Source organism: Belnapia rosea (assembly GCF_900101615.1).
In the GTDB taxonomy this organism is placed as follows: domain Bacteria; phylum Pseudomonadota; class Alphaproteobacteria; order Acetobacterales; family Acetobacteraceae; genus Belnapia; species Belnapia rosea.
In genome coordinates, this window is the sequence record NZ_FMZX01000031.1 from 1 (window position 1) to 23,437 (window position 23,437).

23 protein-coding genes are annotated in these 23,437 nt (G+C 69.9%); 8 read left to right on the forward strand and 15 right to left on the reverse strand.

Annotated elements, in window-relative coordinates; all coding sequences use genetic code 11:
- Positions 1 to 298: transposase (locus BLR02_RS25060; protein WP_143018298.1), on the forward strand; the 298-nt coding region annotated here is incomplete at its 5' end.
- A gap of 396 nt (positions 299 to 694) precedes the next feature.
- Here BLR02_RS25060 and BLR02_RS25065 read toward each other — a convergent pair.
- The 5 genes from BLR02_RS25065 to BLR02_RS25085 form a co-directional block, all read right to left on the reverse strand.
- Complete coding sequence (locus BLR02_RS25065) at positions 695 to 1,828, reverse strand: hypothetical protein (protein ID WP_090665065.1); 1,134 nt, start codon at positions 1,826 to 1,828, stop codon at positions 695 to 697.
- A gap of 243 nt (positions 1,829 to 2,071) precedes the next feature.
- Positions 2,072 to 2,965, reverse strand: a complete 894-nt coding sequence (locus BLR02_RS25070; protein WP_090570809.1) for an NAD(P)-dependent oxidoreductase — start codon at positions 2,963 to 2,965, stop codon at positions 2,072 to 2,074.
- Between the two features lies 1 nt (position 2,966).
- Positions 2,967 to 3,983: a LacI family DNA-binding transcriptional regulator gene (locus tag BLR02_RS25075; protein ID WP_090665066.1), complete on the reverse strand. Its 1,017-nt coding sequence runs from the start codon at positions 3,981 to 3,983 to the stop codon at positions 2,967 to 2,969.
- A gap of 2 nt (positions 3,984 to 3,985) precedes the next feature.
- Positions 3,986 to 4,945, reverse strand: a complete 960-nt coding sequence (locus BLR02_RS25080) for a tripartite tricarboxylate transporter substrate binding protein (protein ID WP_176849808.1) — start codon at positions 4,943 to 4,945, stop codon at positions 3,986 to 3,988.
- Positions 4,946 to 4,965: 20 nt separating this feature from the next.
- The gene (locus tag BLR02_RS25085; protein WP_090665068.1) at positions 4,966 to 5,775 is read right to left on the reverse strand and encodes an SDR family NAD(P)-dependent oxidoreductase; all 810 of its coding nucleotides are present in this window, start codon (positions 5,773 to 5,775) and stop codon (positions 4,966 to 4,968) included.
- A gap of 129 nt (positions 5,776 to 5,904) precedes the next feature.
- On the opposite strand from BLR02_RS25085, the gene BLR02_RS25090 reads away from it, so the two are divergent.
- The 7 genes from BLR02_RS25090 (at position 5,905) to BLR02_RS25120 (ending at position 14,371) form a co-directional block, all read left to right on the forward strand.
- Positions 5,905 to 6,135, forward strand: coding sequence for a hypothetical protein (locus BLR02_RS25090; RefSeq protein WP_090665069.1), 231 nt, complete (start codon positions 5,905 to 5,907; stop codon positions 6,133 to 6,135).
- Positions 6,132 to 7,478 carry an MmgE/PrpD family protein gene (locus tag BLR02_RS25095; protein ID WP_090665070.1) on the forward strand — a complete coding sequence of 449 codons (1,347 nt, stop codon included), beginning with the start codon at positions 6,132 to 6,134 and terminating at the stop codon, positions 7,476 to 7,478. The genes BLR02_RS25090 and BLR02_RS25095 overlap by 4 nt, the downstream gene beginning before the upstream one ends.
- A gap of 29 nt (positions 7,479 to 7,507) precedes the next feature.
- Entirely contained in the window at positions 7,508 to 8,476 is a 969-nt protein-coding gene (locus BLR02_RS25100) for a Bug family tripartite tricarboxylate transporter substrate binding protein (RefSeq protein WP_176849809.1), read from the forward strand.
- A 264-nt stretch (positions 8,477 to 8,740) separates the two neighbouring features.
- Positions 8,741 to 9,736, forward strand: coding sequence for a TRAP transporter substrate-binding protein (locus BLR02_RS25105; RefSeq protein ID WP_090665072.1), 996 nt, complete (start codon positions 8,741 to 8,743; stop codon positions 9,734 to 9,736).
- A 104-nt stretch (positions 9,737 to 9,840) separates the two neighbouring features.
- Positions 9,841 to 10,341, forward strand: a complete 501-nt coding sequence (locus BLR02_RS25110; RefSeq protein WP_176849810.1) for a TRAP transporter small permease — start codon at positions 9,841 to 9,843, stop codon at positions 10,339 to 10,341.
- Between the two features lies 1 nt (position 10,342).
- The gene (locus tag BLR02_RS25115) at positions 10,343 to 11,635 is read left to right on the forward strand and encodes a TRAP transporter large permease (RefSeq protein WP_090665074.1); all 1,293 of its coding nucleotides are present in this window, start codon (positions 10,343 to 10,345) and stop codon (positions 11,633 to 11,635) included.
- 726 nt (positions 11,636 to 12,361) lie between these two features.
- Positions 12,362 to 14,371 carry an HWE histidine kinase domain-containing protein gene (locus BLR02_RS25120; protein WP_218128054.1) on the forward strand — a complete coding sequence of 670 codons (2,010 nt, stop codon included), beginning with the start codon at positions 12,362 to 12,364 and terminating at the stop codon, positions 14,369 to 14,371.
- 244 nt (positions 14,372 to 14,615) lie between these two features.
- Here BLR02_RS25120 and BLR02_RS25125 read toward each other — a convergent pair whose 3' ends face one another.
- The 10 genes from BLR02_RS25125 to BLR02_RS28970 form a co-directional block, all read right to left on the reverse strand.
- Positions 14,616 to 15,380, reverse strand: coding sequence for a tetratricopeptide repeat protein (locus BLR02_RS25125; RefSeq protein WP_090570778.1), 765 nt, complete (start codon positions 15,378 to 15,380; stop codon positions 14,616 to 14,618).
- Positions 15,377 to 16,339 (reverse strand): type II secretion system F family protein, encoded by a 963-nt coding sequence (locus BLR02_RS25130; RefSeq protein WP_090665076.1) that lies wholly within the window; start codon positions 16,337 to 16,339, stop codon positions 15,377 to 15,379. The genes BLR02_RS25125 and BLR02_RS25130 overlap by 4 nt, the downstream gene beginning before the upstream one ends.
- The gene (locus BLR02_RS25135; protein WP_090665077.1) at positions 16,339 to 17,292 is read right to left on the reverse strand and encodes a type II secretion system F family protein; all 954 of its coding nucleotides are present in this window, start codon (positions 17,290 to 17,292) and stop codon (positions 16,339 to 16,341) included. The genes BLR02_RS25130 and BLR02_RS25135 overlap by 1 nt, the downstream gene beginning before the upstream one ends.
- A 2-nt stretch (positions 17,293 to 17,294) precedes the next feature.
- Positions 17,295 to 18,665, reverse strand: a complete 1,371-nt coding sequence (locus tag BLR02_RS25140; RefSeq protein ID WP_090665078.1) for a CpaF family protein — start codon at positions 18,663 to 18,665, stop codon at positions 17,295 to 17,297.
- Positions 18,662 to 19,918, reverse strand: a complete 1,257-nt coding sequence (locus tag BLR02_RS25145; protein WP_176849812.1) for an AAA family ATPase — start codon at positions 19,916 to 19,918, stop codon at positions 18,662 to 18,664. The genes BLR02_RS25140 and BLR02_RS25145 overlap by 4 nt, the downstream gene beginning before the upstream one ends.
- Entirely contained in the window at positions 19,908 to 20,222 is a 315-nt protein-coding gene (locus BLR02_RS29790) for a hypothetical protein (protein WP_090665080.1), read from the reverse strand. Before BLR02_RS29790 ends, BLR02_RS25145 begins: the two co-directional genes overlap by 11 nt.
- Complete coding sequence (locus tag BLR02_RS25155; RefSeq protein WP_090665081.1) at positions 20,219 to 21,760, reverse strand: type II and III secretion system protein family protein; 1,542 nt, start codon at positions 21,758 to 21,760, stop codon at positions 20,219 to 20,221. Before BLR02_RS25155 ends, BLR02_RS29790 begins: the two co-directional genes overlap by 4 nt.
- Entirely contained in the window at positions 21,757 to 22,611 is an 855-nt protein-coding gene (cpaB, locus tag BLR02_RS25160) for a Flp pilus assembly protein CpaB (RefSeq protein ID WP_090665082.1), read from the reverse strand. The genes BLR02_RS25155 and cpaB overlap by 4 nt, the downstream gene beginning before the upstream one ends.
- Before the next feature lie 3 nt (positions 22,612 to 22,614).
- Positions 22,615 to 23,112 carry an A24 family peptidase gene (locus tag BLR02_RS25165; RefSeq protein ID WP_090665083.1) on the reverse strand — a complete coding sequence of 166 codons (498 nt, stop codon included), beginning with the start codon at positions 23,110 to 23,112 and terminating at the stop codon, positions 22,615 to 22,617.
- A 90-nt stretch (positions 23,113 to 23,202) separates the two neighbouring features.
- A complete protein-coding gene (locus BLR02_RS28970) occupies positions 23,203 to 23,379 on the reverse strand; it encodes a Flp family type IVb pilin (protein ID WP_218128055.1) in 177 nt (58 codons plus the stop codon).
- Positions 23,380 to 23,437: the final 58 nt, after the last annotated feature.

A 23,437-nucleotide genomic window follows, 5' to 3' on the forward strand; every position in this document is an offset into this window, starting at 1 on the left:
CCCAGCCTGCGACGTGGCGCTTGATCGCGGTTATATCTCAGCGCCGCTCCGCGCGGCCTTCGCCGCCGAGGGTTGCACCGTCCATACCCCACCCAAGCGGGGCATGGTTGATCCGCCCGCATGGGATCCCGTGCTGTACGCCCGGCGCCACCGCGTCGAAAACCTGTTTTCCCGGCTCAAGGACTTTGCTCGCATCACCCTGCGACGCGACAAGACACGCCGCAGTTGGATGGGCTTCGCCCATCTTGCTGCCACCATGATCAACTTGCGCACCACTGAGTTCGGTCACAGACCCTAGCGACGGCCGGACGGACTCCAATATAAACTTGGTCGAGAGTGCGATGAGGACCGTGGTCCTAGCAGGAAGAATGCACTGTTCGCTGGCTCTGGCGAGGGGCCGAAAATTGGGCGGCAGTCGCCTTCCCGATCGAGAACAGTGTTGATCCGTGGCGCGACCTCACCAAATTCCTGAGCAGCCCTGTGAATGGCTGGCTGCAGAGCAGCATCGAAGAGTTCATCTCCTAATGCCAGGCCACACCCGCGACGGGCATCGGTGAGCACCGCGTGATGCTATAGGGCACGGCAGTGACAAAGGTACGCAGGAAATCAGCTGCAATGCGGTAGGTAGCCCGTTTATGAGTTGAGCGAGGTCGAATTCGAGGTGCGGTCGGCGGCTCTGCACGCATGCCTCTGCCTAACCGATCGCCGTGGGCGAGTCGCCTGCTTCCTCGATGAAGTCCGCGATCTCTCGTCCCACTTCTGAGGGTGGGATGATCTCGAGCGGCACGCAGCCCCCATGCTCCCGGAAGGCGCCGCCCCGCCAGCGCTGAAACAACGCCCTTCGGCGTGCGCCATCGGCCTCGATATCGGCTTGGTCGGGCAGGCCGCCCGCGGCAGCTATCTGGTCCCATGTCGGGATGCTCCAGTCAGCCTGCAATCCGATCAACACCCCAAAGCCATGGCGGGCGAGGTCATCCGTATCGCCCGGCGGCAGGTCACGAGGCTCTCCGTGCTCGGCCAGATCCATCAGGACGCGACGCATGGCCGCCGGGGTCAGCCCTGCCAATGCGTCCGGGGAGCGCCAGCCAGGTAGGAAGCGGACATCGTCCGTGTCGGCGAAGTAGCCGGTGGCGAACAGGCTTTCCGTCAATGCGGCCGCGCTCGGCACTTGCGCGCTGGGCAGCGCGACCGGCAAGGCAACCAGCTCAGCCCACCCTGATGGCCCAACCGCTCCGGCCTCGGCCACTTCCAGCATGGCTCCGCTGAGCTCGTCCATTCCTTCGTCGCCTTGGCTCTCGGCGACCTTGCGGATAGCGAGGTCGAGAACGTCAATCCGTTCCGCCTCCAGGATCTCCTGGACGAAGCCCCGGAACTCATCGCCGTCCTTGAAGTAGGCGTTCAGGAGTCGGTCGGCGATCGGGCCAGGGGCGGGGCCGAATCTCGGCTGCTCCTCGCTGCCGTCCTCGTCCTCCTCCACCTCGAGGCCGAGTACCTTCAACGCGGCGGCCCCGCGGATGAGCCGGGCTCGGTCTATCCAGCCTCGGCGGTTTTCCGGGGTGTCGTCCCTGCCGTGCATCCAGCGCCGGAACGCAGCCCGGTCCGCCCGCTGGACGATGACCTCGACCCCTTCCATGTCCAGCTCGGCGGCCACCGCCATATTCACGGCGCGAACCGTCTCCAGGTCGGTCTCGCCTGGTCGCATCATGTCCAGGGTGTCCTCGTCCCGGTAATGGGTGATGATGACAGCCTCCAGCTCCGGCGCTACCTCACGCGCCAGCGTCACCGCTGCCTCGACCTCCTCACTGGGTTGATTGCTGGCCTGCAGCATGAACGACCTCCCGAACCGAGCATCAGTTATGCGGTCGAGTGGTAGCAGCTTCAATCTGTGCGATGTTCCGCATCGAAGGGCGGGCCGCCTATCTCAGGCATGTCGGCCTGCTGGCTGAGGATCCTGTGGTCCGGCACCGGTTGGTCCAGCCCGAGCAGGGTCGTGGTCGTGGCCGATGTCGAATATCGCGGCTAGGCTTTCCAGGCCGCGACATTGACTGCCCTGCCGCAACAGGTGCGGGCTTCAGCCACCAATCTCGACGTCAGCCCACTGCTCGACGACCCGCGCGATATGGGTGAAATCGCTTTCCGGGCCGAAGGTCGCACTGGTCACGGCCAGCATCTGCCGCACCGCACTCCCCACCACCATGGGAACGCCCATCGCCTCCGCCTCGTCGACGCACAGCCGGACATCCTTGTGCGACAGGCCGGTGGTGAAGCCGAAGTCGAAGCTCCGTGGGATAACGGCGCGCGGGAATTTATCCTGCGTCGCGCTGTTCCGCCCGCTGCTGGCATTGATCACCTCGCACATCAGGGCCGGGTCCAGCCCAGCCTTCACCCCCATCGCCATCGCTTCCGAGGTCACGGCGAGCGCCGCGGCGGCCAGCAGGTTGTTGCAGAGCTTCAGGACCTGGGCCTGACCCGGCTTCTCGCCGCAATAGAAGGGCTTGCCCATCGCCTGCAGCAGCGGCTCCAACGCCGCGTACTCCTCGCGCGGGCCGGAGACCATGATGGCGAGCCGGCCGGAGGCGGCCCCGGTGATGCCACCGCTCACCGGGCAATCGAAGGTGGAGCGGCCCGCCTCGGCGAAGCCGGCCGCGACCTCGCCAGCCACGCGCGGGCCGGTGGTGGAGAGGTCCACGAAGCAGCGGGCGCGCTGGCCCTGCAGCACGCCATCCGGCCCGAGGGCCACGGCGCGCACCACGCCGGGGGAGGGCAGGCTGGCGAAGACCGTATCCGCCCGGTCCGCCACCTCCCGCGGATTGGCGGCGCGGACGGCACCCTGCGCCACGGCCGCCTCCAGCGCCGCCGCCACGGGGTCGTAGGCCACCACGCGGTGGCCGGCCGCCAGCAGCCGTGCCGCCATGCGGCTGCCCATCTGTCCAAGGCCGATGAAGCCGATCACCTGATCCGTCATGTCACGTACTCGCGCGGTGGATGATTTCGAAGCGCAGATCCACGGTCAGTGGCCCCGTGGCGCGGCCCTGGATGCGGTCGAGCAGAACCTCGGCGCTGCGGCGGCCGATCTCGTGGCGCGGCAGGCGCAGCGTGGTCACCGGCGGTACCAGATGGCCCAGCAGGTCGATGTTGTCGAAGGCGGCGATCGCCACCCGGCCCGGCACCGGCCAGCCGCGCCGGGTGCATTCCAGCGCCGCGCCGATGGCCAGCACGTCGCCGGCGAAGAAGATGGCATCCGGATCGCCGCCACCGTCCAGCAGCCGGTCCAGCGCCTCGACGCCCGCGGCGAGGCCGGGCGGCACCTCCAGCACCAGCCGCGGGTCGTAGGGCAGGCCGGCTTCCTCCAAGGCAGCGGCATAGCCGCGGCGACGGTCCCGGCTGCGCTCATTCGCCGCGAGCGGCAGGGTGACGAAGCCGATGCGGCGGTAGCCCAGCCGCAGCAGGTGCCGCATCATCGCCATGGCGGCGTCGTGGTTGGAATAGCTGACGACCATGTCGAGCGGATGGCGGGTCAGCGTGCCGTTCTCCACCACCGGGATGCCGGCGCGGCGGATCATCGCCACCGCCTCCGGCGTATGCGTCGTGTCGTGCAGGATCAGGCCGGCGACGCGCTGGCCAAGGAAGGCGCGGATCGCTGCCTCCTCCGCCTCCTCGCCATAGCCGGAGGAGGCGATCATCAGCTCGTGCCCATGCCGCCGCAGCACGTCCGAGATACCCTGGATCGTGCTGGCGAAGAGCGAATTGTCGATGCTGGGTACGACCAGGCCGATGACGTTGGAGCGCGAGGAGGACAGGCTGCCCGCCAGCCGGTTCGGCACATAGCCCACCTGGCGCACCGCCTCCTCCACCCGGGCGCGCACTTCCGGCGAGACGCGCTCCGGGTCCTTCAGCGCGCGGGAGACGGTCATGGCGGAGACCTGGGCAACGCGCGCCACGTCCCGCATCCGTGCCGCCGCGCCGGGGGGCTCGCCGTCCATGGCTATTCGGCGGTGATGCGCGCGTCGCGCACCACGCCGCCGATCTTCTCGACCTCGGCCGCCATGAAGTGGCGGAATTCCTCGACCGTGCCGCCGGCCACCTCGGCGCCGCCTTCCAGCAGTCGGGCGCGCTCGACGGGCTGGGTGACGATGTCCATGAAGGCGGCGTTCAGCCGTTCCGCCACGGCGGGCGCCATGCCGGCAGGGCCCAGCACCGCATACCACTCGTCGATAGCGAAGCCGGGCAGCGTCTCCGCGATGGTCGGAACCTCCGGCAGGTAGGCGGCGCGCGTGCCGGAGGTGACGGCGATGGCGCGCAGCGTGCCCTCGCGGACGAAGGGCAGTGTGGAACTGGCATTGCCGAACATCAGCTGCAGATGCCCGGCCACCACGTCCGCCAGCGCCGGCCCGCCGCCGCGATAGGGCGCGTGCACCATGTCGACGCCGGCGGCGAGCTTGAACATCTCGCCCGAGATATGCACCGCCGAGCCGATGCCGGGCGAGCCGAAGGTCAGCTTTCCAGGCTGCGCCTTGGCCAGCGCGATCAGCTCCGGCACCGTTCGGACCGGCAGGGACGGGTTGACGACCAGGATGTTGGCGACGCGCGCCAGCAGCAGGATGGGCGTCAGGTCCCGCAGCGGGTCATAGGCGGTGCGCGAGAGCAGCGCGGCGGAGATGACCGTGCTGGTCACCATGCCGAAGGTATGGCCGTCATTCGGCGCCCGCGCCAGCTCCGCCGCGCCGATGGCGCCCGAAGCGCCGCCGCGGTTCTCGACAACGACCGGCTGGCCGAGCCGCGCCGAGAGCTGCGGCGCCAGCTGCCGGGCCAGGATGTCGGTGGTGCCGCCGGGCGGCCAGGTGACGAGCAGCCGCAAGGGGCGGGAGGGGAAGGGCTGCGCCAGGGCCGGTGCAGGCAGCAGTGCCGCCGCACCCAGGGTCGCCAGTAGAGCTCGCCGTTCCATCCGCTTTCCCTCCCGCCGCATCAGGCCGCTGACCATCCGCCATCGATCGGCAGCACGGCCCCGGTGATGTCGCGTCCCGCCTCGCCGCAGAGGAAGGCCGCCATCGCGCCCACCGCCTCGGCCTGGACGAAGCGGCCGGTCGGCTGCTTGCCCGCCAGGAAGGTCGCCTCCGCCGCCGCCCGGTCGAGCCCGCCCTCGGCCATGGCGGCGCGGATGCGCCCGTCGATATTCGGCGTGAGCGTGGAGCCGGGGCAGAGCGCGTTGCAGGTGATGCCGCTCTCGGCGGTCTCCAGCGCCACCGCGCGCGTCAACCCGATCAGGGCGGTCTTGGTCGTGACATAGCCGATGCGCCCGGTGGCGCCGACCAGGCCATAGATCGAGGACATGTTGAGCACGCGCCCCCAGCCCCGCCGCCGCATGCCGGGCAGGCTGAGCCGCACCAGGTGGAAGGCCGCCGTGAGATTGACGGCGATATCGGCATCCCATGCCTCGGGAGGGGTGTCCTCCACCGGGCCGAAATGCCGGGCGGTGGCATTGTTCACCAGGATGTCCGGCGCCCCGGCCTCGGCGACGAGGGCGGCGATGGCTACGGGATCGGCCAGTTCCACCCGGTGATACCAAGCCTGGACGCCGAGCCTCTCTACCGCTGCCAGGGCAGGCGCCGCCTCCTCGTCGGTGGCGAGGCCGTGCAGCAGGATGTCGCAGCCCTCCGCGGCCAGCGCCAGGGCGACGGCAAGGCCGATGCCGCCGGTCGAGCCGGTGATGAGAGCCGTGCGTCCACGCAGCGCGCCCCTCCCGGAACCATCCTGGGTTGCTGTGATCGGTACCATATCTCCAGCCTAGGCGGGAAGTATGTGGCAAGGCAATCATTGCCGAAGACCTTTACAGGTCAGCTTGCTGGAGTTACCGATATCATAAACCGGCAGGTCTTCTGCCGCAAACGTCCAGGAAATACCACCATGCCGGCCTTCGAACGCCGTGCCCTTCTGGCTGCCCGTGCCGGCTCAGGGCTGCCTTGCCCGGCCCTGGCTGAGGGCGCGCAGCCCTGGCCGAGGCGCCCGGTGCGGCTGCTGCGGATCGGCGCCGACCTCAACCCGCTCGACCCAGCCGATTTCGCCGCGCTTCGCCAGGAGGAAGACATCCGCTGGTCCCGTGCCGCGCGCGAGAGCCTGATCGTGCGCGCGCCATGAGCGGCCCGGCACGGCCCCATGCGGGCGAGGTGCTTGGCCGCTTCGTCGCCGAGTCCCGCTGGGAGGAGATCGCGCCGGCGCTGCGGCACGAGGCGGTGCGCAGCCTGCTCAACCATCTCGGCTGCGCGCTGGGCGTGGCGCAAGACCCGGCGGTGACGACGGCGCTCCAGGTGATGGCCGGCTTCAGCGGGACGCCGGTGGCGACCGTCGTCGGTCAGGGGCGGAAGCTCGACCCGATGAGCGCCGCCTTCGTCAACTGCATCGCCGGCAACCTGCTGGATTATGACGACACGCATCTGCGCACCGTCATCCATCCCGCCGCACCGGTCGCGCCGCCGCTGCTGGCGCTGGCCGAGCAGCGCGGGCACTCCGGCGCGGAGGTCCTCCACGCCTTCCTGCTGGGGATGGAGGTGGAATGCCGCATCGGCAATGCCGTCTCGCCCGGGCATTACGACCGCGGCTGGCACATCACCTCGACCTGCGGCGTCTTCGGCGCGGCGGCAGGCTGCGCGAAGCTGCTGGGGCTGACGGCCGCGCAGGCGTGGAACGCCCTCGGCATCGCCGCCAGCCAATCAGCCGGCCTGGTCGAGAACCTGCCGAGCGCGGCGAAGAATGTCGGCATGGGCAATGCCGCACGGCACGGGCTGCTGGCGGCGCTGCTGGCCGGGCAGGGCTACGAGGCCGCACCGGCCGCCATCGAGGGACCGCTGGGCTGGGCCCGCGCCATGGGCGATGCGCCGCAGATCGAGGAGATCACCACGGGGCTGGGTGGCCGCTGGGAGATCGCCCGCACCACCTACAAGCCCTATCCGGCCGGGATCGTTTTCCATGCCGTCATCGACGCCTGCCTTCAGCTTCGCGCCGAGCTGGAGGTGCCGCCCGAGGCGATCGCCACGGTGACAGTAGCGGGCGATGCGCTGCTGCTCGCCCGTGGCGACCGCGTGGTCCGGACCGCAAGAGATGCGCGCGTCAGCATCCACCACAGTGCCGCCCTGGGCTTCGTCCGCGGCAAGGCGGGCGTGGCGGAATTCGAGATGCCGGCGGTCCTCGACCCCGCGCTCGCGGCATTCCGCGCCAGGGTCGTGGCGGAGCTGGACGCCTCCCTGCCCCGTGGCGGGGCGCGGGTGACGGTGCGTCTCTCTGATGGGAGGGAGCGGACGGCACTCGTGCTGCATGCGCGCGGCAGCGAGGCGAGGCCGTTGAGCGATGCGGAGCTGGCCGAGAAATTCCGCGACAATGCAGGGCTCGGCGGCTTCGCCGGCCGGGCCGGTGCCGCGCTCGATGCGCTCTGGGCGTTGGAGACGGCGCCGGACATCCGGGGCCTGATGGCCCTGCTGGGCTGACTATGAAAAAGACCGGGGAGGACCAAGCCATGCCCACCATCAACCGCCGCAGCCTGCTCGGCGCGGCCGCGCTGCTATCAGTGGCAGGGCCGGCGTCGGCCGCCTTTCCCGAGCAGCCGGTGCGCGTCATCGTGCCGTGGAACCCGGGTGGCCTCGCGGACATCCTCATGCGCGCGCTCGCCCCGGCCATGGCGCAGTCGCTCGGCCAGCCGGTCGTCATCGAGAATCGGGCGGGCGCCAATGGCGCCGTCGGCACCCAGGCCGTCGCCCGCGCGCCCGCGGATGGCCATACGCTGATCGTCGGCAATGCGGAGACGCATGCCATCAACCCGCTGATCTACCCAAAGCTCGCCTACAACCCGGTCACCGAGTTCACCCCGGTGACGACCTTGGCCAGCGGCCCCTTCGCGCTGATCACCCGGCCAGGCCTCGGCGTCGAGACGCTGGATGCCTTCCTCGCCCTGGTGCGGCGCCAGCCGGGCAAGATCACCTTCGCCTCCTGGGGCATCGGCAGCACCTCGCATCTGGCGATGGAAGGGCTCATCAAGCAGGCGAAGGTGGAGATGCTGCACATCCCCTTCACCGGCGCGGCGCCGGCCTCGACGGCGCTTATTGCCGGGCAGGTGGACTGCATGTTCCTCAATGCCGGGCCGGCCGAGGCTGCGGCGCGCGACGGCCGCCCGAAAATCATCGGCATCGGCGCCATGGAGCGCGTTCCGCAGCTGCCGGATACGCCGACGCTGAAGGAGCTCGGCCTGCCGGTGGAGGCGGCGAACTGGTTCGGCCTGCTCGGCCCCGCTGGCCTGGCGCCGGCGGTGGCGAGCCGCCTCGCCGGGACCGTGGCCGAGGGGCTGAAATCCGCCCAGGTGCAGGAGATCTTCCGCGCCCAGGTGGCTTTGCCAATGACGCAGACGCCGGCCGAGATGCAGCAATTCCTGGCGGCGGACCGGGAGCGCTGGGGCGCCGTGGTGCGCGACCTCAACATCCGGTTGGAATAGGCGGCACCCGGCCGCATTGGCTTGCATGAAAACCGCCTCCGGGTCAGGCCCGGAGGCCTGAATCCTCCCCTCCTTGGCCCTGAGCTCTTCCCATTTCGGCGTCTGCACCGGACAATCGTCCGCGGCCCCGCCGGTTCAGCGCAACTTCGGCTATCAAGGGGCACGGAACCTGTGGAACGCTGACGTCTCTCTTGGGCCATTTCCCGAGGGACGCTGCCGAGAGCTCGAACAACGGGCCACTTACGAACAGGAGGAAGCGCAGCCGTGACGGAGATCCTCAGGACAAAGATAACCCGCCGCCTTACGCTGGGCGGCCTCGCCGCCGGCGCCTCGACTGTTGCCATGCCAGGGGTCCTGCGCGCGCAGAAGCTGCGCTGGATCGGCGCCAGCGCCACCGCCCAGCAGGACTTCATCGGCATCAGCCTCGACTTCTACGCCAAACGGGTGGCCGAGCTGACCAGCGGCCAGATCGAGATCACCAGCCACCATGGAGGTGCGCTCGGCGGCGAACGGGAGCATGTCGAGGCCATGCTCCAGGGCGCCGTCCAGGTCGCCACGCCCGGCCAGGGCCTTCTCGCAGGCTGGTATCGCCCGGCCGAGGTCTGGACTCATCCCTACTTGTTCAAGGATGCAGCCCACAAGGATCGGGTCTGGGATGCAGTCCGCCCCGAGTACCAGGAGGACATGGCCAAAGCCTCCAAGCTCCGGCCCGTAGCGGCCATCCCGCGCATGCCGCGCATGCTCACATGCAACAGGGTCGTGAAGTCGCCCACCGACATGCGTGGCCTGAAGATCCGCGTGCCGGAAACGGCATTGTGGCGGCGCACCTTCGAGCTGTTCGGCGCCTCGCCCACACCGCTCCCCTTTCCGGAAGTGTTCCAGGCCCTGAAGTCGGGCGTCATCGACGGCCAGGAGAATCCCGTAGGCCTTACCTTCAATTCCGGAATCTTCGACGCCAACACGCATCTGTCACTGACAGAGCACATGATGCAGGACAACTGCATCCTTGTCGGCGAGCAGGCGTATCAGAGGCTCACGCCCGAGCTGCGCAAGGCACTCGACCAGGCGGGGCGCGACATGGAGGCGGAGATCCGCCCACGGGTGATGGCCGATGACCGCATCACCCTGGACAAGGTGCGGGAGAAGCGGATCGTTATCTCGGAGGTGGACAAGGGGGCCTTCGCCGCCACCGTCCGAAACCTCGCAAACGAATTCCCCGCCGGCAAGCGATGGGCGGAGCGCTTCTCACAGGTTGCCTGAACCCTGGCGTGTTCCGGCATCACCACCGGGACGCGTTGCCAACCCGTGAAGCCGCCGCGCGGCGACAAGCCGCCCGGCCGCCCACCTCTGTCCCGGGACCCATCATGACGCAATTCGTCATCCGGCTGAGCGACATCGTCACTGAAGTCGCCAAGGCCATACTCGGCCTGTGCATCGCCCTCATCGTCCTCATCACGATCGCCGCCGTATGGTGGCGCTACATCCTCGCGGCGCCGCTCGCCTGGATCGAGCAAGTGTCGAACATCCTCTTCATCTGGGTCACCTTCATCGGCGCTGCGGTGCTGTACCGACAGAAGCTCCATATCGGTGTCGACATGCTGATCGAGAGGCTGCAGGGCCGGGCCAGGGCGGTCCTGTTCTGGGGCATCGAGGTCGGCAACCTCGTCTTCATCCTTATCCTCTTTGTCTACAGCATGAAGCTGTCCATCGATGTCCTGCCAAACACCTATGGCGCGCTCGATATAACCCCGGCCTGGTTCTACTTCTCCGCTCCGGTCGCGTGCGCGATGATGGCGCTCTATTTCATCGAGAAGCTTGTCGACCCCGCCAGACGCACCGCCGAGGGATCGGCGGGGGAGTTCTGAGATGGGCACGGTCCTGGTCGGCGGCTTCTTCCTCCTCCTCGCCCTGTCCTTCCCGATCGGCTTCGCCCTCGGCATCGCCACGATGGCAGCGATCTGGACGCATGGCGGGCTGCCGATGTCGCTGCTCGCGCAGCGCACCTTGGTCGGCGTGGACAGCTACGCGCTGCTCGCCATCCCCTTCTTCATCCTCGCCGGCAACCTGATGAACGGGGGAGGCATCACCAGCCGGATCATCGACCTCGCCAATGCCTTGGTCGGCCGCTTCCGTGGTGGGCTCGCCCTGACCTCGGTGCTGGCGGCGATGATCTTCTCCGGTCTCTCAGGATCGGCGGCGGCGGACGCCTCCGCCCTCGGCAAGGTCCTGATTCCCGCGATGAAGCGGCAGGGCTACCCGGGCGGGTTCGCGGCGGCGCTGATGGCCTCGGCTTGCGTCAACGGTCCCATCATCCCGCCGTCAATTCCGCTCGTCATCTATGGCCTGTCGGCGGGGAAGGGCGTGTCGATCATCGCCTTGTTCCTGGGCGGCATCGTGCCTGGGATCCTTCTCGGGGTGGCGCTGATGGTGGCCGCCTACTGGATTTCGGTGCGCCGCGACTACCCGGTCGCCCGGGCTGTCCCGCTGCGGGAGATACCGAAGCTCGTGCCGCCGGCACTCTGGGCACTCATGATGCCGGTCATCATCCTCGTGGGGGTGGTCGGCGGGGTCGTGACGGTGACAGAGAGCGCGACGGTCGCGGTCGTCTATGCCGGATTCGTCGGCTTCTTCATCTACCGGGAACTGAGCCTCAGGAGCGTCTGGCCCATCCTCGTGCAGACGGCGCTCGATACCGCGCTCGTCACCTTCATCATCGCACTCTCGTCGGGTTTCGGCTGGCTGCTTGCCGTCTCGGGCATGCCGCGCGCTGTGGCGGCGTGGATCGCATCGATCTCGGCCGATCCCACCATCATCCTCGCCATGATCAACCTGTTCCTGCTGGTCATCGGCATCTTCATGGAGCCGCTGCCGGCACTCTTCATCCTGATCCCGGTACTGGTCCCGGTGGTCCAGGCGGTCGGCATCGATCTCGTCCATTTCGGCCTGGTGATGGTGTTCAACCTCTGCCTCGGCCTGATCACGCCGCCAGTCGGCATCCTGCTCTACATCTGTGCCAATTTCGCCAGCGTGAAGCTCGAGGAAGAAAGCCGCGAACTCGGCCCGTTCCTGCTTGCGGGCTTGCTCGTGCTCGCGCTCATCTCCTTCGTGCCGTCGGCGGTGCTTTGGCTGCCGCGCGTGCTGATCGGATACGGCGCATGAACGCGCCGTGGGCATGTCGAGCACGGCTTCACGTGCGTGGTCATGGGCGACACGGGAACCCGGCCATCCCGATTCCGCACGGCGTGGCAACCTAACGAGAGGTCATCGACTCCCCTCTGTCATGTCGTCCCGCATATGCGGCGTCGGGGCCGAATGGTCGCCGCTCACCGCAATCAGCGCGGAGGGAACGCTTCCACCTGTGCAAGTGAGCCCCGGCCAACGGCGGCCTGCTCTGTACGGTTTGTGGAGAGAGCCACGCTTAACAGACCCTCGTCAGGAACCGGCGGGGTTCGCCTTGTTTGCGGCCGACCCATGGTGTGACCGCAGCACCAGGTCCCCAGGTGAGTGGCAGGCGCGATCGGAGTCATACCAACGGCCCGGAACATGTCGCCGTTATGGCGCGCTTTCCTTTGCTGACAGAAGTTTGACTTCAGGTCATACGACAATGCTGCGGCCTCGATAGCCGCTCACGCGCATGGCCTCGCCGGCGCGGACTGCTTCCGGCCTCCGTGGCCAGGTCGGGCGCAGCGCTGTCACGGCCCAGGGACGTATGCGTGCATGGACCAAAGCGCCGCCGCTATGGGTGCAGCCGGTGCTGCGCCGCACCGGCCGCCTGATAGCATCCAGGGCCGTCGGCCTCGCGGGCTGCGCCTTTACCTTATCGGGCTGGTCCTGGCGGTGTTGCTCCCGGCCTTGGGCTTTGGCGCCGCGGCCTGCTGGACTGCATTGCGCAGCTACCGCGCCGCCGCCGAGGCCCGGCTGCTCGACACGGCGCGGGCACTTTCCGCAGTGGTGGACAGCGAGATCGCCGCCCGCCGTGCCGCACTCCAGGTCCTGGCCGCTTCGTCCTATCTCGGCTCCGATGGCGACCTTGCTGCCTTCGACATGCTCGCCCGCAGCGTCGGCACAGCCTTTGGCGGCTGGGTAACAGTGCTGGACCGCAGTCTCCGGCCGGTCGTCCACACCTTGACTCCCGCCGGCGGCGAGATGCCCGGTTCCGGTGGCGGCCTCGGCCCAGGCGGAGGTGGCGTGGCGGTGGCACGGGTCTTCGAGACCGGTCAGGCCACGGTGAGCGACTTGGCCATCGGGCGCAATTCCGGGCGGCTCAGCGCCTTCGTTTACGTCCCCGCTCTGCGCGACGGGAGCGTGCACTATGTCGTCGGCATGCCGATCCTCCCGGAGCACCTGGCGAAGCTGCTGCAGGGTCAGGCACCGTCAGGCCAGGGCGCCGTCGCCATCACCGACCGCCGTGGCGTCATGGTCGCGCGCTCGGAAGATCATGAGCGTTTGGTCGGAAGATCCCGGCCCATCCGAAACGATAGCGAACCGCGGCAGGTCGCCGGCCTGTTGTCCGGGCGTCAGCTGCTCGACGGCAAGGCCATCCGCACCGCATACCATCAACTCAGCAGCGCCCCGGGATGGACAGTTTGGGTGAACGAGCCCGAGGCGACCTTCACCCGCGCCTGGTTCAGCCCGGTGCTCGCCCTGCTGGGTGGCGGGCTGCTGGCACTCGGCTTTGGCCTAGCCCTGGCAGTCGGCCTGTCCCAGCGGGTGCTGCGGCCCGTGCATGCCTTGGTGCGCCATGCCGAACAGGTCGCCACCGGCTGGGCGCCGGGTGCCAGCTCTCCACCTGTGCCTGATACGCCGGTGGCTGAGTTCGAGGCGCTGCGAGTGGCTGGGTTGCGGGCAGAGGCTGCCCTGCGCAGCGGGAACGCCCGGCTTCGGTTGGCCTTGACGGCGGCCGGACTCGGCAGCTTCGAGATAGACCTGCGTAGCTGGACCGCGACACGGACCGGCCATGTCTTGCCGGCCACGCCGGACCTGCCGCTCATCGGCTTTTCCTTGGACCACTATTTTGCCGAGAAGGTACATCCTGACGACCGCGACCGGGTCCGGGCGGCGGTGGACGCGGTAGCACATGGCAGGCTCGAGCATTACCGGGTCGAGTACCGCGTGCGGGATCGTCAGGATGGCTGGATCTGGATGGAATCCTACGGTGGGGTCGTGGAGCATGATCCGGCGAATGGCGTCCCGCTACGCATCGCCGGCGTCTCGCGTGATGTGACGGAGCGGAAAACGGTGGAGGCGCGGCAGCGACTGCTGATGCGGGAGGTGGACCACCGCGCCAAGAATGCCCTCGCAGTGGTGCAGGCGGCAGTGCGGCTGGCGCCACGAGACGACGCGGCGGTGTTCGCGGACGCGGTGGAGGGCCGCGTCGCAGCCCTGGCCAGGGCACAGGGACTACTGGCTGAGACCGGCTGGTCCGGCACTGCACTGCGGACGCTCGCGGAGCGCAGCCTGGCCGGCTTCGTGCTGGCCGGCGCCGGCCAGAGGGGGCCAGTCTATGAGCTGGCCGGTCCGGCGGTTGATCTGGCTGCGGCGGCGACACAGCCACTCTCCCTCATTCTGCACGAGCTGGCCACCAACGCCGCCAAATACGGAGCGCTCTCAGCGCCGGGCGGCCGAGTCAGTCTGGTTTGGCATTTGGGTCATGACGCCGGCTTGCTGCGGCTGCATTGGGAGGAGCGCGGCGGGCCGCCGCTCACCCGAGTGCCGGAACGGCGTGGGTTCGGCAGCCGTGTCATCCATGCGAGCGTTCAGGATCAGCTCCACGGCAAGGTGGCCATGGATTGGAAGGCTGAGGGGCTGGTCTGCGACATCAGTTTGCCGCTGGTGCATGTGCAGGCGCCTGAATGCCCATCCGAAAGCAAGATGAGCAATTCGAATCCATTGTGACTGGCCTTGGGTTAGCGCGGGCCGGGAGAAGGGCGACCCTATGGGCGCCCGAAACCGGACGCTATTGCGTGATCGCCGAAGGGCGACCGCTCGTGGCGCTGCGGCAGCAGGAGACCTGTGCCCAGGCCGCAGCCTAAGGCCGTGCAAGATGCGCTATGCCTGCATCGCCTGCCCGTTTGCCAAACGACCCACCAGTGTCCTTCTTGCAGATCCCGCGGAGCCAGTGCGACGAAGATGCCCTGGCTCAACTCCGCCCGGCTGGCCCCCGACCGGCATCCGCGGCCAATGCCTGCATCATGGCAGCGAGATCGGCCGCTCCTTCGCGGCCACCCGGTGCGTCTTGCGCCGCGGTGGCGCCGCCGAGCGCCGCGCGAGCGACCGCCAGATTGGTCAGCACCCGCGCCTGGACTCCGCTGCGCAGCGCCAGAGGTTCGAGCACCGAGACCGCCTCGGCGGCCCTGCCGGTCAGCATCAAGGAGACAGCGAAGTTGTTCCTCACGGCGATGTTGTCTGGTGCCAGCGCCATGGCCTGGCGGTAGCTTCGCTCCGCCTCGGCATGCCGTCCGAGAAGGTCGAGCGCCACGCCCTGGCCATCCAGCGCCGCCGCATCGCGCGGCGTGGCCGCAACCAGCCGGGCGAAGATCTCGAGCGCCTGCTCGGCGGCACCCGTCCTGAGCCGCAGCCGGCCGAGCCCGGCGAGCAGCAGCGGGTGGTCGCGCCGGCGTTCCAGCGCGCGGGTCAGCACCTGTTCGGCCTGGCCGACATTCCCGGCGCGGGCGAGGGCGGCGGCGAAGCGGGCCTGCACCTCCGCCCGGTCAGGCTCGGCCGCCGCGGCCGCGGCGAAGAGCGAAAGCGCGACCTCGCCCTGGCCGGAAGTTTCAGCCGCCTCCGCCACCCTGAGGCGGGCTGAGCCGTCATAGAGCCTTGTCGATCCACCTTCGGAGCCGGAGCAGGCAGCCAGGAAGCCGGTGGCGAAGACGGCTGCAAGGCGGGGCAGCAGCATGATCATTTGGGGCCTCCGAAGGATTTGCCGATCTCGAGGATCGAGGGGCCCAGAAGGGCGATGAACAGGGCCGGCAGGATGAACAGGATCAGCGGCAGGATGAGCTTGGCGGGCAGCTTGATCGCCTTCTCCTCGAGCCGCAGCATTCGCTCCTGCCGCATGTCGGCGGCGAGCACCCGCAGCGCCTGGGCGAGCGGGGTGCCGTAGCGGAGGGTCTGGGAGAGGGTGGAACCCAGCCGCTTGAAGCCCTCGATATCCGTGCGCTCGGCCATCCGTTCCAGCGCCATGCGGCGGTCCGGCAGCATGCGGAGTTCCTGCAGCAGCGTGTTCATCTCGCCCGCGATGGCCCGGTTGGAACCCTCCATCTCCCGGGCGACGCGATCGACCGCCGTCTCCAACGCCAGGCCGGCCTCGGCGGCGACCACGAGGAGGTCGAGCGCATCCGGCAAGCCACGTCGCAGGCGCTCCTGGAAGGACCGCCGCAGGGTATCGAGAAGGCGATTCGGCCCGAATACCGCGAGGAGAAGCGCCAGGATGACCGTAAGAGTGCCCTGCGCCTGGCTCATGTCGCTGATCCAGGCATAGCCAAGCCCGCCCAGCGGCAGGGTGATCAGCGCGATGGCCTTGGCCCCGAGGAAGAAAGGCACCGTCCAGCCGGCATCGAGGCCGGCCGCGACCATCGCCCGCTGGAACTCCTGGATCTCCTTGGGCGAGACGATGGCGCTGCCGCGCAGCAATTCGCCGAGCCAGAGGAAGGGGCGGGCCAGCCCGGCCGTGACGCCACGGGCTACCTGCTTCGCATCGCCCGCCGAGCCCGGCTGCAGCACGCTGCGCAGCCGGCGGCTCAGATCCTTGTCCTCCGCCCCATGCGCCAGCAGCGCAGCGGCCAGCACCGCGAGGCCGATGGCGGCGGCGGCGGCGCAGGCCGCCAGCAGCAGCGTCTCGGTATCGAGCAGGGCCGGCATCAATCCCGCCCCGCACGGCGGATCATCGAACGGATCATCAGCAGCCCGAGCAGCATCAGGCCAAGGCCAATCATCGCCATGCGCTGGCCGGTCGGGTTGGTGGTGAAGGCCTCGATGTAGAAGGGCTGGATGGCGGCCATCGCCGCCGCGGCAACGAAGGGCAGGATGACCAGCAGGCCCGCCTGCGCCTTGGCCTCGCCGGCCAGGGCCTTGGCGCGCTTCACCATGGCGACCCGCTTGCGGACCATCTCGGCCAGATTCTCGAGCGTCTCGGCGAGGCTGCCGCCGGTCTGCGCCTGCAGCCCGAGGGTGACGGCGAGGAAGGCGTATTCGGTCAGCCCGGTGCGTTCGTAGAGCCGGGCGAGCGCGGCCTCGATCGGCCGGCCGATCGCCATGTCGCCGGCCACCCGGGCGAATTCCTCCCTGCTCGGGGAGGCGATCTCCCGGCTGATGCCGCGCAGGGCCTCGGCCAGCGGCAGGCCGGCACGGATGGCGCGGGTCATCAGCCCCAGGGCGTCCGGGATCTGCTGGAAGACCGCGTCGCAATAACGGGCATGCTGCCAGCCGAAGACGAGCCGTGCCGTCAGCAGCGCCGCAACCGGCGCCACCAGCAGGGCAAGCGGGAGGCCGAGGAAGCCGCTGCCGGCCCAGGCCGCGACACAGCCCGCTGCCAGGCCGAGCAGCACCACGACCGGCCATGCGAGCACCTGCTCATTCGGGATGTCCGGGTTGAAGCGCAGCAGGCGGAAGAGCCGGAGGGAGAGCGCACCATGCGTGGTTCCGCCGACCCGGATGCTGGGCAGCACCGGGGCGGCTGCCTGCCGCGTCTCGGCCAGGGCGCGCACCCGCTCCCGCAATGCGCGGCCCGAGCCGCCATGGGCGAGCGCGATGCCGCCGAGGAGCAGGCTCAACAGCAGCAGCGTCGCCAGCAGAAGAAAAAGCGCCTTCGGCACGATCAGGCCTCGCGCAGGGCGTTCATCCAGGCTTCGCCGAGCCCGAAATACTCGAGCCTGTCGAAGAAGCCGGGCCTGAGGGCGGGTGTCGCCCAGCGGCCGCGGATGCGCCCGTTCGGGTCCTCGCCTCCGTATTCGAAGGCGAAGATGTCGTTCATCGTCACCACCTCGCCCTCCAGGCCGCAGACCTCGGAAACCTGGAGCACCCGGCGCCCGCCATCCCGCATGCGGGCGACCTGGACGATCACGTCCACCGCGCTGGCGATCTGGGTGCGGATGGCACGGCTCGGCAGGTTGCTCTGGCCCATCTGCACCATGTTCTCGATGCGGATGACGGCATCCCGCGTGGTGTTGGCATGCACCGTGCAATAGGAGCCGTCATGGCCGGTATTCATGGCCTGGAGCATGTCGAAAGCCTCGGCGCCACGGACCTCGCCGACGATGATGCGGTCCGGGCGCATGCGCAGCGCGTTGCGGATCAGGTCGCGCTGGGTGATCTCGCCACGGCCCTCGAGGTTCACCGGCCGGGTCTCGAGCCGCACGACATGGGGCTGCTGCAGCTGCAGCTCCGCCGCATCCTCGATGGTGACGATGCGCTCGCCATGGTCGATCAGCCGGCTCATCGCATTCATCATGGTGGTCTTGCCGGAGCCGGTGCCGCCGGAGATGACGACGTTGAGCCGGCAGCGCGCCGCGATCTCGAGGATGCGGGCGAGCTGGGGCGACATGGAGCCGCCCGCCACCATGCCTGCGAAATCAACCTTCCGCTTGGCGAATTTGCGGATGGAGATGCAGGCGCCATCGATGGCGAGGGGCGGGAAGACCACATTGACGCGGCTGCCATCGGGCAGGCGGCAATCCACCAGGGGGCTGCTCTCATCGACGCGGCGGCCGACCGAGGCCGCCATCTTCTGCGCGATGGCGGCGAGCTGCGAGGCGCTGCGGAAGCGGACCTCGGTCTGCTGGACCTTGCCGCGGACCTCGACGAAGACGCAATTCGGCCCGTTGACCATGATGTCGCTGATGCTCTCGTCCTGCAGCAGCGGCTCGAGCGGCCCGTAACCCACCATGTCATCCGCGAGTTCCTCCGCGATGCGCGCCTGCTCGCGGGCGGAGATTTCGGCGCGTTCCCGGTTGGCGATCTCATGCACCAGGGATTCGAGCTGGGCGCGCAGCGCCGCGGGCGGAAGCTCGGCCGCGACGACCGGGTCCACCCGCTCCATCACCAGCATCCGCAGCCGCTCGGTCGCCGCCTTGGCCGCACCCTGCCCCGGGGAGGGCATGGGCGCGGGCCCCGGTTCCAGGACCGGTGGCGCCGGCTCCGCCACCGGCTCCGGCATGGCGGTGACGCGGCGGCCGAAGACGCGGTTCATTTGCCGCCCCGCCCCAGCAGCCGGCCGAGGAATCCGCCGCCGGTCCGCCCGGCCGCCACCCCGGCGATATCCTGCAGCAGCGGCGCCAGGGCGCGGCGCAGAACGGCATTCTCACGCGAGGCGGGCTGGCCGAGATTGGCGGCGCGCGGCAGGTGCCGCGGCAGGTCGGGGATCACCACATCGGGCGGTGCGCCGAGCCCCTCCTCGACCAGCTTCGGCTTCAGCCCGCCCGGCAGGCCGGACCGGTTCAGCACGATGGTGGCGCGCGAGCTGCCCATGGTGGCGGCCAGCTTGCGGAGCGCGAGCGCATCGCGGATGCCGGCGATGTCCGGCCCGAGCACCAGCAGGCTGTGCCGGGCCGCGGCCAGCACGGCGCGCTCGGCCGGGCCGGGCGGCATCGGCAGATCCACGACGACGATGTTGAAGCGCTGGCGCAATTGGGTCAGCACGGCCTGGACGGCGGATTCCGCGGGCAGCGGCTCGGACTCCATCGGCTCCTCGGCGGCGATCAGCCGCAGCCGGTCGGAGATCGGGATGCCGACCCGGTCGAGGAACAGGGCATCCGCCCGGTCCGGTTGCTCCAGCGCGACGCGCAGCCCCGTTCCCGGCCGGACGCCGAGCATCAGCCCGGCCGTGCCGCCCCGGAGATGCAGGTCGAGCAGCGCGACATGGCCACGGCCCTGCTCCGCGAGCTGCACCGCGAGATTGACGGCGATGGTGGTGGCGCCGCTGCCCCCGCGCACGCCGCAGACCGCGACAACCTGGCTGCCACGGCCAAGCACCTCGGCCGCCGCGGCGGCCTGCCCGGCGAGATGTGGGCCGAAGAGCCGCGCCACCATGTCCCGTGTCAGTGGCTTGTGAAGATACTCGGCGACGCCCAGCTCCCGCGTCAGGCGACGGTAGAAGCCGATATCCGCCTGGTCGCCAATGGCAAGGACGCGCACATCCGGCATGCAGACATTGGCGAGCATCTCCATCGCCTGCAGGGGATCGGCGATGCCGGCGATATCGACGAGGAGGACGGCGGGCGTCGGCTCCCGCTCCAGCAGCCGGGTCGCGGTGCGGATATCGCCGCGGCGGAATGGCAGGGCGCCGAGCGCCTCGGGCAGCCCGCCGCGCAGAGCCGCCTCGCTCGCCTCGTCGGCGACGAAGGCCAGGAAGGCGGGCCGGTTGCCCATCGGCGCGGGGGACGTCCGCGCCCCACCGCGGCCCGCATCCGCCATGTCCCGCGCCACGGCTGGCCTAGCGGTCATTGGCTGGCCCCGCTGCTGCGGGAGGGGCGGCGCCGATATTGCCGATGGTGGCGGCGCGGCTGTCCGGCAGCGGCCGCCGGCGGTCCTGCTCCAGCAGGCGGATGGCATGGCTGCCGGGCTGCCCGCGCTCGGTCCGCGCCGCGACGCCGGCCCGGGCATGCGCCGGCTCGACCAGCATCGTGCCGAGGTTGGCCTCGTTCGCGCCGGTCGGACGCCAGGTGCCGGGGCGGGCAAAGTCATCGCCCGGCCCGCAGGCCGCGAGCGGAAGGGCGAGCAGGAGGATGAGGCGGTGCAGTCCCGTCATTCGATGATGAACCCCGCATCGAGGGCACCGCGTGGCGGCGGCGCGGGCTGGCCGCGGGCGATCTGCCGCCGGTACAGCACCCGGTCGAGATCGGTCGCCGGGCGGAAGCCGTCGGTCGGCGCCGCGAGCGCGCGCGGGTCGGAGACGGGCCGCACCAGATAGGGCGTGATGATGATGACCAGCTCCGTCTCGTTGCGGCGGAACCGGTCGGAGCGGAACAGGGCGCCGAGCACCGGCACGTCGCCGAGGCCGTTGACGCCGCTGTCGGACTGGACGGAGTTGCGCTGGAGCAGGCCGGCGATAGCGAAGCTCTGGCCGCTGCCGAGTTCCACCGTGGTCTCGGCCCGGCGGACGTTGAGCGCCGGGATCCGCACCACGCCGCTGGCGAGCGGCAGACTGATGGCGCCATTCTCCGACAGCTCGCTCACCTCCGGCCGGACCCGCAGGTTCAGCCGCTCCGGCCCCAGCACGGTCGGCACGAAGGCCAGGCTGACGCCGAACTGCTTGTACTCGATGGTGATGCTGTTGCTGACCGAGCTGGCCGCGACCGGCACCGGGAATTCCCCGCCGGCGAGGAAGCTCGCCACCTCGCCCGACTGGGCGGTCAGGTTCGGCTCCGCCAGGATGGTGATGAGCTGGTCGGAGGCGAGTGCATCGACCACCGTGTTGATGTCGAAGCGGGAGGAACGATAGCCCACGCCAAAGCGGCCGACCTGTGCGTCGGTGGCTGAGGGCCGGCTGGTCAGTGCATTCAGGACGGCCCCGGCGCCGCCGGTCTGTAGCCCGAGCAGCAGCCCATTCCCGCCATTGGCGACGGCCTGCCAGTTGAAGCCCAGGTCGCGGCTGACCTGGCGGGAGATCTCGGCGACCCGGACCCGGAGATTGACCTGGATGGAGGAGAGCAGGGCGAGGCTGTTGATCACCTCCCGCCCCTCTCCGCCATAGGTGCGGGCGATGACCTCGGCGCGCTGCGCATCGCCGGCCGTCGGCACCTCGCCGCTCAGGATCAACCCGTTCGGCCCGGAGGCGGTGACCTGCACGCCCTCGGCACCCCGTACCATGCGGCGGATCATGCTCTGCACCGCGGCGGGGTTTGGGGGCGGGCTGGCGGCCGGCTGGGCCGGGGCGGCAGCCGGTTCCGCGGAGGAGGGCTGGGCGGCGGCACGGCCGGGCTGGACCGTGATGTCATACTGCGCGACCGGCGTGCCGTCCTCGGCGAGGGCGACGACGGTGGTGCGGCCGGCAGCGACCGCCATGACGAAGAGGCTGGTCGGCGAGGCCGGCTGGACGCGGGCGATGCGTGGGTCGGCCGCCATCACGGTGATGGCCGGCGCGGGCAGCCGCAGCAGGCGGCCGGCACCGGCCTCCAGCATGATGGCGAGGGGCTGCGACGCCGCGGCCTGTGGCGAAGGCTGGGGCGCATCCCGCCCCGGCCAGGCCTGCGGCGCCAGCGGATCGGTGCTGCGGCGCTGCCCCGCGGCGGGTGCCGCCAGGGCCAGCAGGCCGAGTGCCAGCAGGGTGAGGCTGGCGGGATTCATCGGAAGGTGACCTCCAGTTGCTCGTCGCCCTGGACGACCCGCATGCGGGCACCCTGGGAGATCGCCGAGCGGGCAAGCGCCGGCGAGACATCCGCGCCGAAGACCGGGCCGCCCTGGGTGGCAAGCTCCAGTTCCGGCCGCTCGATCGCACGCACGGTCAGGGAGATGCGGCCGAGGCGGCTGGCGACGGCGACGCGCTCCGCCTGCTCGGCGGTGACCTCGAGGGTGACGGTGCGGGCGATGCGGCCGAGCGTCGCCTCGCCGGGATTGGCACCGCGGGTGAATTGCTGGTCCACCGCGATGACGCGCACATCGGTCAGCACCGTCTCGCCGATGACGCGGCGCGCGAGCGGGGCGTCGTTCGCGGCCAGTTCCTGGGTGAGGATCAGGTCCACCTGGTCGCCCGGCCAGATCAGCCCGGCGGCGCCAGTGATGACATCGACGCCGACCGAGATGGCGCGGGTGCCCGACCGCAGCACGCCGGCAAGGAAGCCGCGGTCGCGCGGGCGGAGCACATCCTCCCGCCGCAGCACGGCATCGGGGTCGAGGTAGCGGCGCAGCAGGGCGCCGCGGAGTTCGATGCGGCTTTCCTCGCCGGCGGCGATGGCGCCCTCCGGCACCGCATCCGGCGCCACCTCGCGGATGGCGAGATCCTCATCCTTCAGCAGCGTGCCGGCCGGCAGGCCGCGGGCGGCGACAGCGATGCGCAGGCGGGGCGGCGGTGGCGGCGGGGGCGCCACGGCCACCGCGGCGACCGGCACCTGGCGCGGCGCGAGCATCTGGTAGCTGAGGCCGCCGAGGCCGAGGGCGCTCAGCAGCAGGGAGGCGATGACCAGAAGGCGAAGCAACATGGCTCAGCCTTCCCGGAGGGCCAGCAGGGTGACGAGGCCACCGGCCGCGATGGCGACGCCATAGGGCAGGGGGCCGCCGCGGCGAAGGCGCCAGGCCTCCACGGCGAGGATGCGCCCGAGGGGATGGGCCGCACCGGCGGGAGCCAGGCGCGGGGCCAGGCGAGGCCCGTTGAGATAGCCAAGGGCGAGCAGGCCGCCGGCCAGGGTGGTGGCCACCACGAAATTCCAGGTGGCGGCGGGTGGCAGGCCGATAGCCAGGGCGGCAGCCAGCTTCACGTCGCCGCCGCCGAGCCAGCCGCGCATGGCGCAGGCCAGCAGGATGACGAAGAGCAGGAGCGCGGCAAGCGCCGCTTCAAGCAGGGCGCCCCAGCCCAGGGAGAGGCGGCCGGCGATGCCGAGGATGGCGATGGGCAGGACCAGCAGGTCCGGGATGATGCGGGCGACGACATCCCGCCACGCGGCGAGCAGAAGGAGCAGGCCGATGACCAGCGTGATCGCCATGGCGGATGTGCAGTTCGCTGTAAGCGTTTTTGGTCGCGCAGAAAAGGAGCCGGCCCGTGGCGATGGTACGAGCCGGCCTTCTTCCTTTGATCAGGGTCCCGTCAGTTTAAGGCCCGTGAAGGCAGCCGTGAGCGTCGGGCCAAAAGCGGTCGCAGCACCGCCAACGGCGATGACAATGCCGGCGGCGAGCACAGCGTACTCGGCCGCTGTCACACCCTTGCGGTCTTTCAGTGTGGAAATGGCGGAGGTCATCAGGAAGCGGATCATGGTGCGTAGCCCTTTCGGTTGGCGATGCTGAACGGGCTTTGAGGCAAGGCGGACCGGC

Excerpts from the sequence above, each read along its gene's own strand:
- BLR02_RS25125 (WP_090570778.1), bottom strand. The coding sequence starts at position 15,380 with ATGATCATGCTGCTGCCCCGCCTTGCAGCCGTCTTCGCCACCGGCTTC.
- BLR02_RS25110 (WP_176849810.1), top strand. The coding sequence starts at position 9,841 with ATGACGCAATTCGTCATCCGGCTGAGCGACATCGTCACTGAAGTCGCC.
- BLR02_RS25070 (WP_090570809.1), bottom strand. The coding sequence starts at position 2,965 with ATGACGGATCAGGTGATCGGCTTCATCGGCCTTGGACAGATGGGCAGC.
- BLR02_RS25155 (WP_090665081.1), bottom strand. The coding sequence starts at position 21,760 with ATGAATCCCGCCAGCCTCACCCTGCTGGCACTCGGCCTGCTGGCCCTG.
- BLR02_RS25095 (WP_090665070.1), top strand. The coding sequence starts at position 6,132 with ATGAGCGGCCCGGCACGGCCCCATGCGGGCGAGGTGCTTGGCCGCTTC.
- BLR02_RS25085 (WP_090665068.1), bottom strand. The coding sequence starts at position 5,775 with ATGGTACCGATCACAGCAACCCAGGATGGTTCCGGGAGGGGCGCGCTG.
- BLR02_RS25075 (WP_090665066.1), bottom strand. The coding sequence starts at position 3,983 with ATGGACGGCGAGCCCCCCGGCGCGGCGGCACGGATGCGGGACGTGGCG.
- BLR02_RS25115 (WP_090665074.1), top strand. The coding sequence starts at position 10,343 with ATGGGCACGGTCCTGGTCGGCGGCTTCTTCCTCCTCCTCGCCCTGTCC.
- BLR02_RS28970 (WP_218128055.1), bottom strand. The coding sequence starts at position 23,379 with ATGATCCGCTTCCTGATGACCTCCGCCATTTCCACACTGAAAGACCGC.
- cpaB (WP_090665082.1), bottom strand. The coding sequence starts at position 22,611 with ATGTTGCTTCGCCTTCTGGTCATCGCCTCCCTGCTGCTGAGCGCCCTC.
- BLR02_RS25100 (WP_176849809.1), top strand. The coding sequence starts at position 7,508 with ATGCCCACCATCAACCGCCGCAGCCTGCTCGGCGCGGCCGCGCTGCTA.
- BLR02_RS25090 (WP_090665069.1), top strand. The coding sequence starts at position 5,905 with ATGCCGGCCTTCGAACGCCGTGCCCTTCTGGCTGCCCGTGCCGGCTCA.
- BLR02_RS25080 (WP_176849808.1), bottom strand. The coding sequence starts at position 4,945 with ATGGAACGGCGAGCTCTACTGGCGACCCTGGGTGCGGCGGCACTGCTG.
- BLR02_RS25065 (WP_090665065.1), bottom strand. The coding sequence starts at position 1,828 with ATGCTGCAGGCCAGCAATCAACCCAGTGAGGAGGTCGAGGCAGCGGTG.
- BLR02_RS25145 (WP_176849812.1), bottom strand. The coding sequence starts at position 19,918 with ATGACCGCTAGGCCAGCCGTGGCGCGGGACATGGCGGATGCGGGCCGC.
- BLR02_RS25130 (WP_090665076.1), bottom strand. The coding sequence starts at position 16,339 with ATGCCGGCCCTGCTCGATACCGAGACGCTGCTGCTGGCGGCCTGCGCC.
- BLR02_RS29790 (WP_090665080.1), bottom strand. The coding sequence starts at position 20,222 with ATGACGGGACTGCACCGCCTCATCCTCCTGCTCGCCCTTCCGCTCGCG.
- BLR02_RS25165 (WP_090665083.1), bottom strand. The coding sequence starts at position 23,112 with ATGGCGATCACGCTGGTCATCGGCCTGCTCCTTCTGCTCGCCGCGTGG.
- BLR02_RS25140 (WP_090665078.1), bottom strand. The coding sequence starts at position 18,665 with ATGAACCGCGTCTTCGGCCGCCGCGTCACCGCCATGCCGGAGCCGGTG.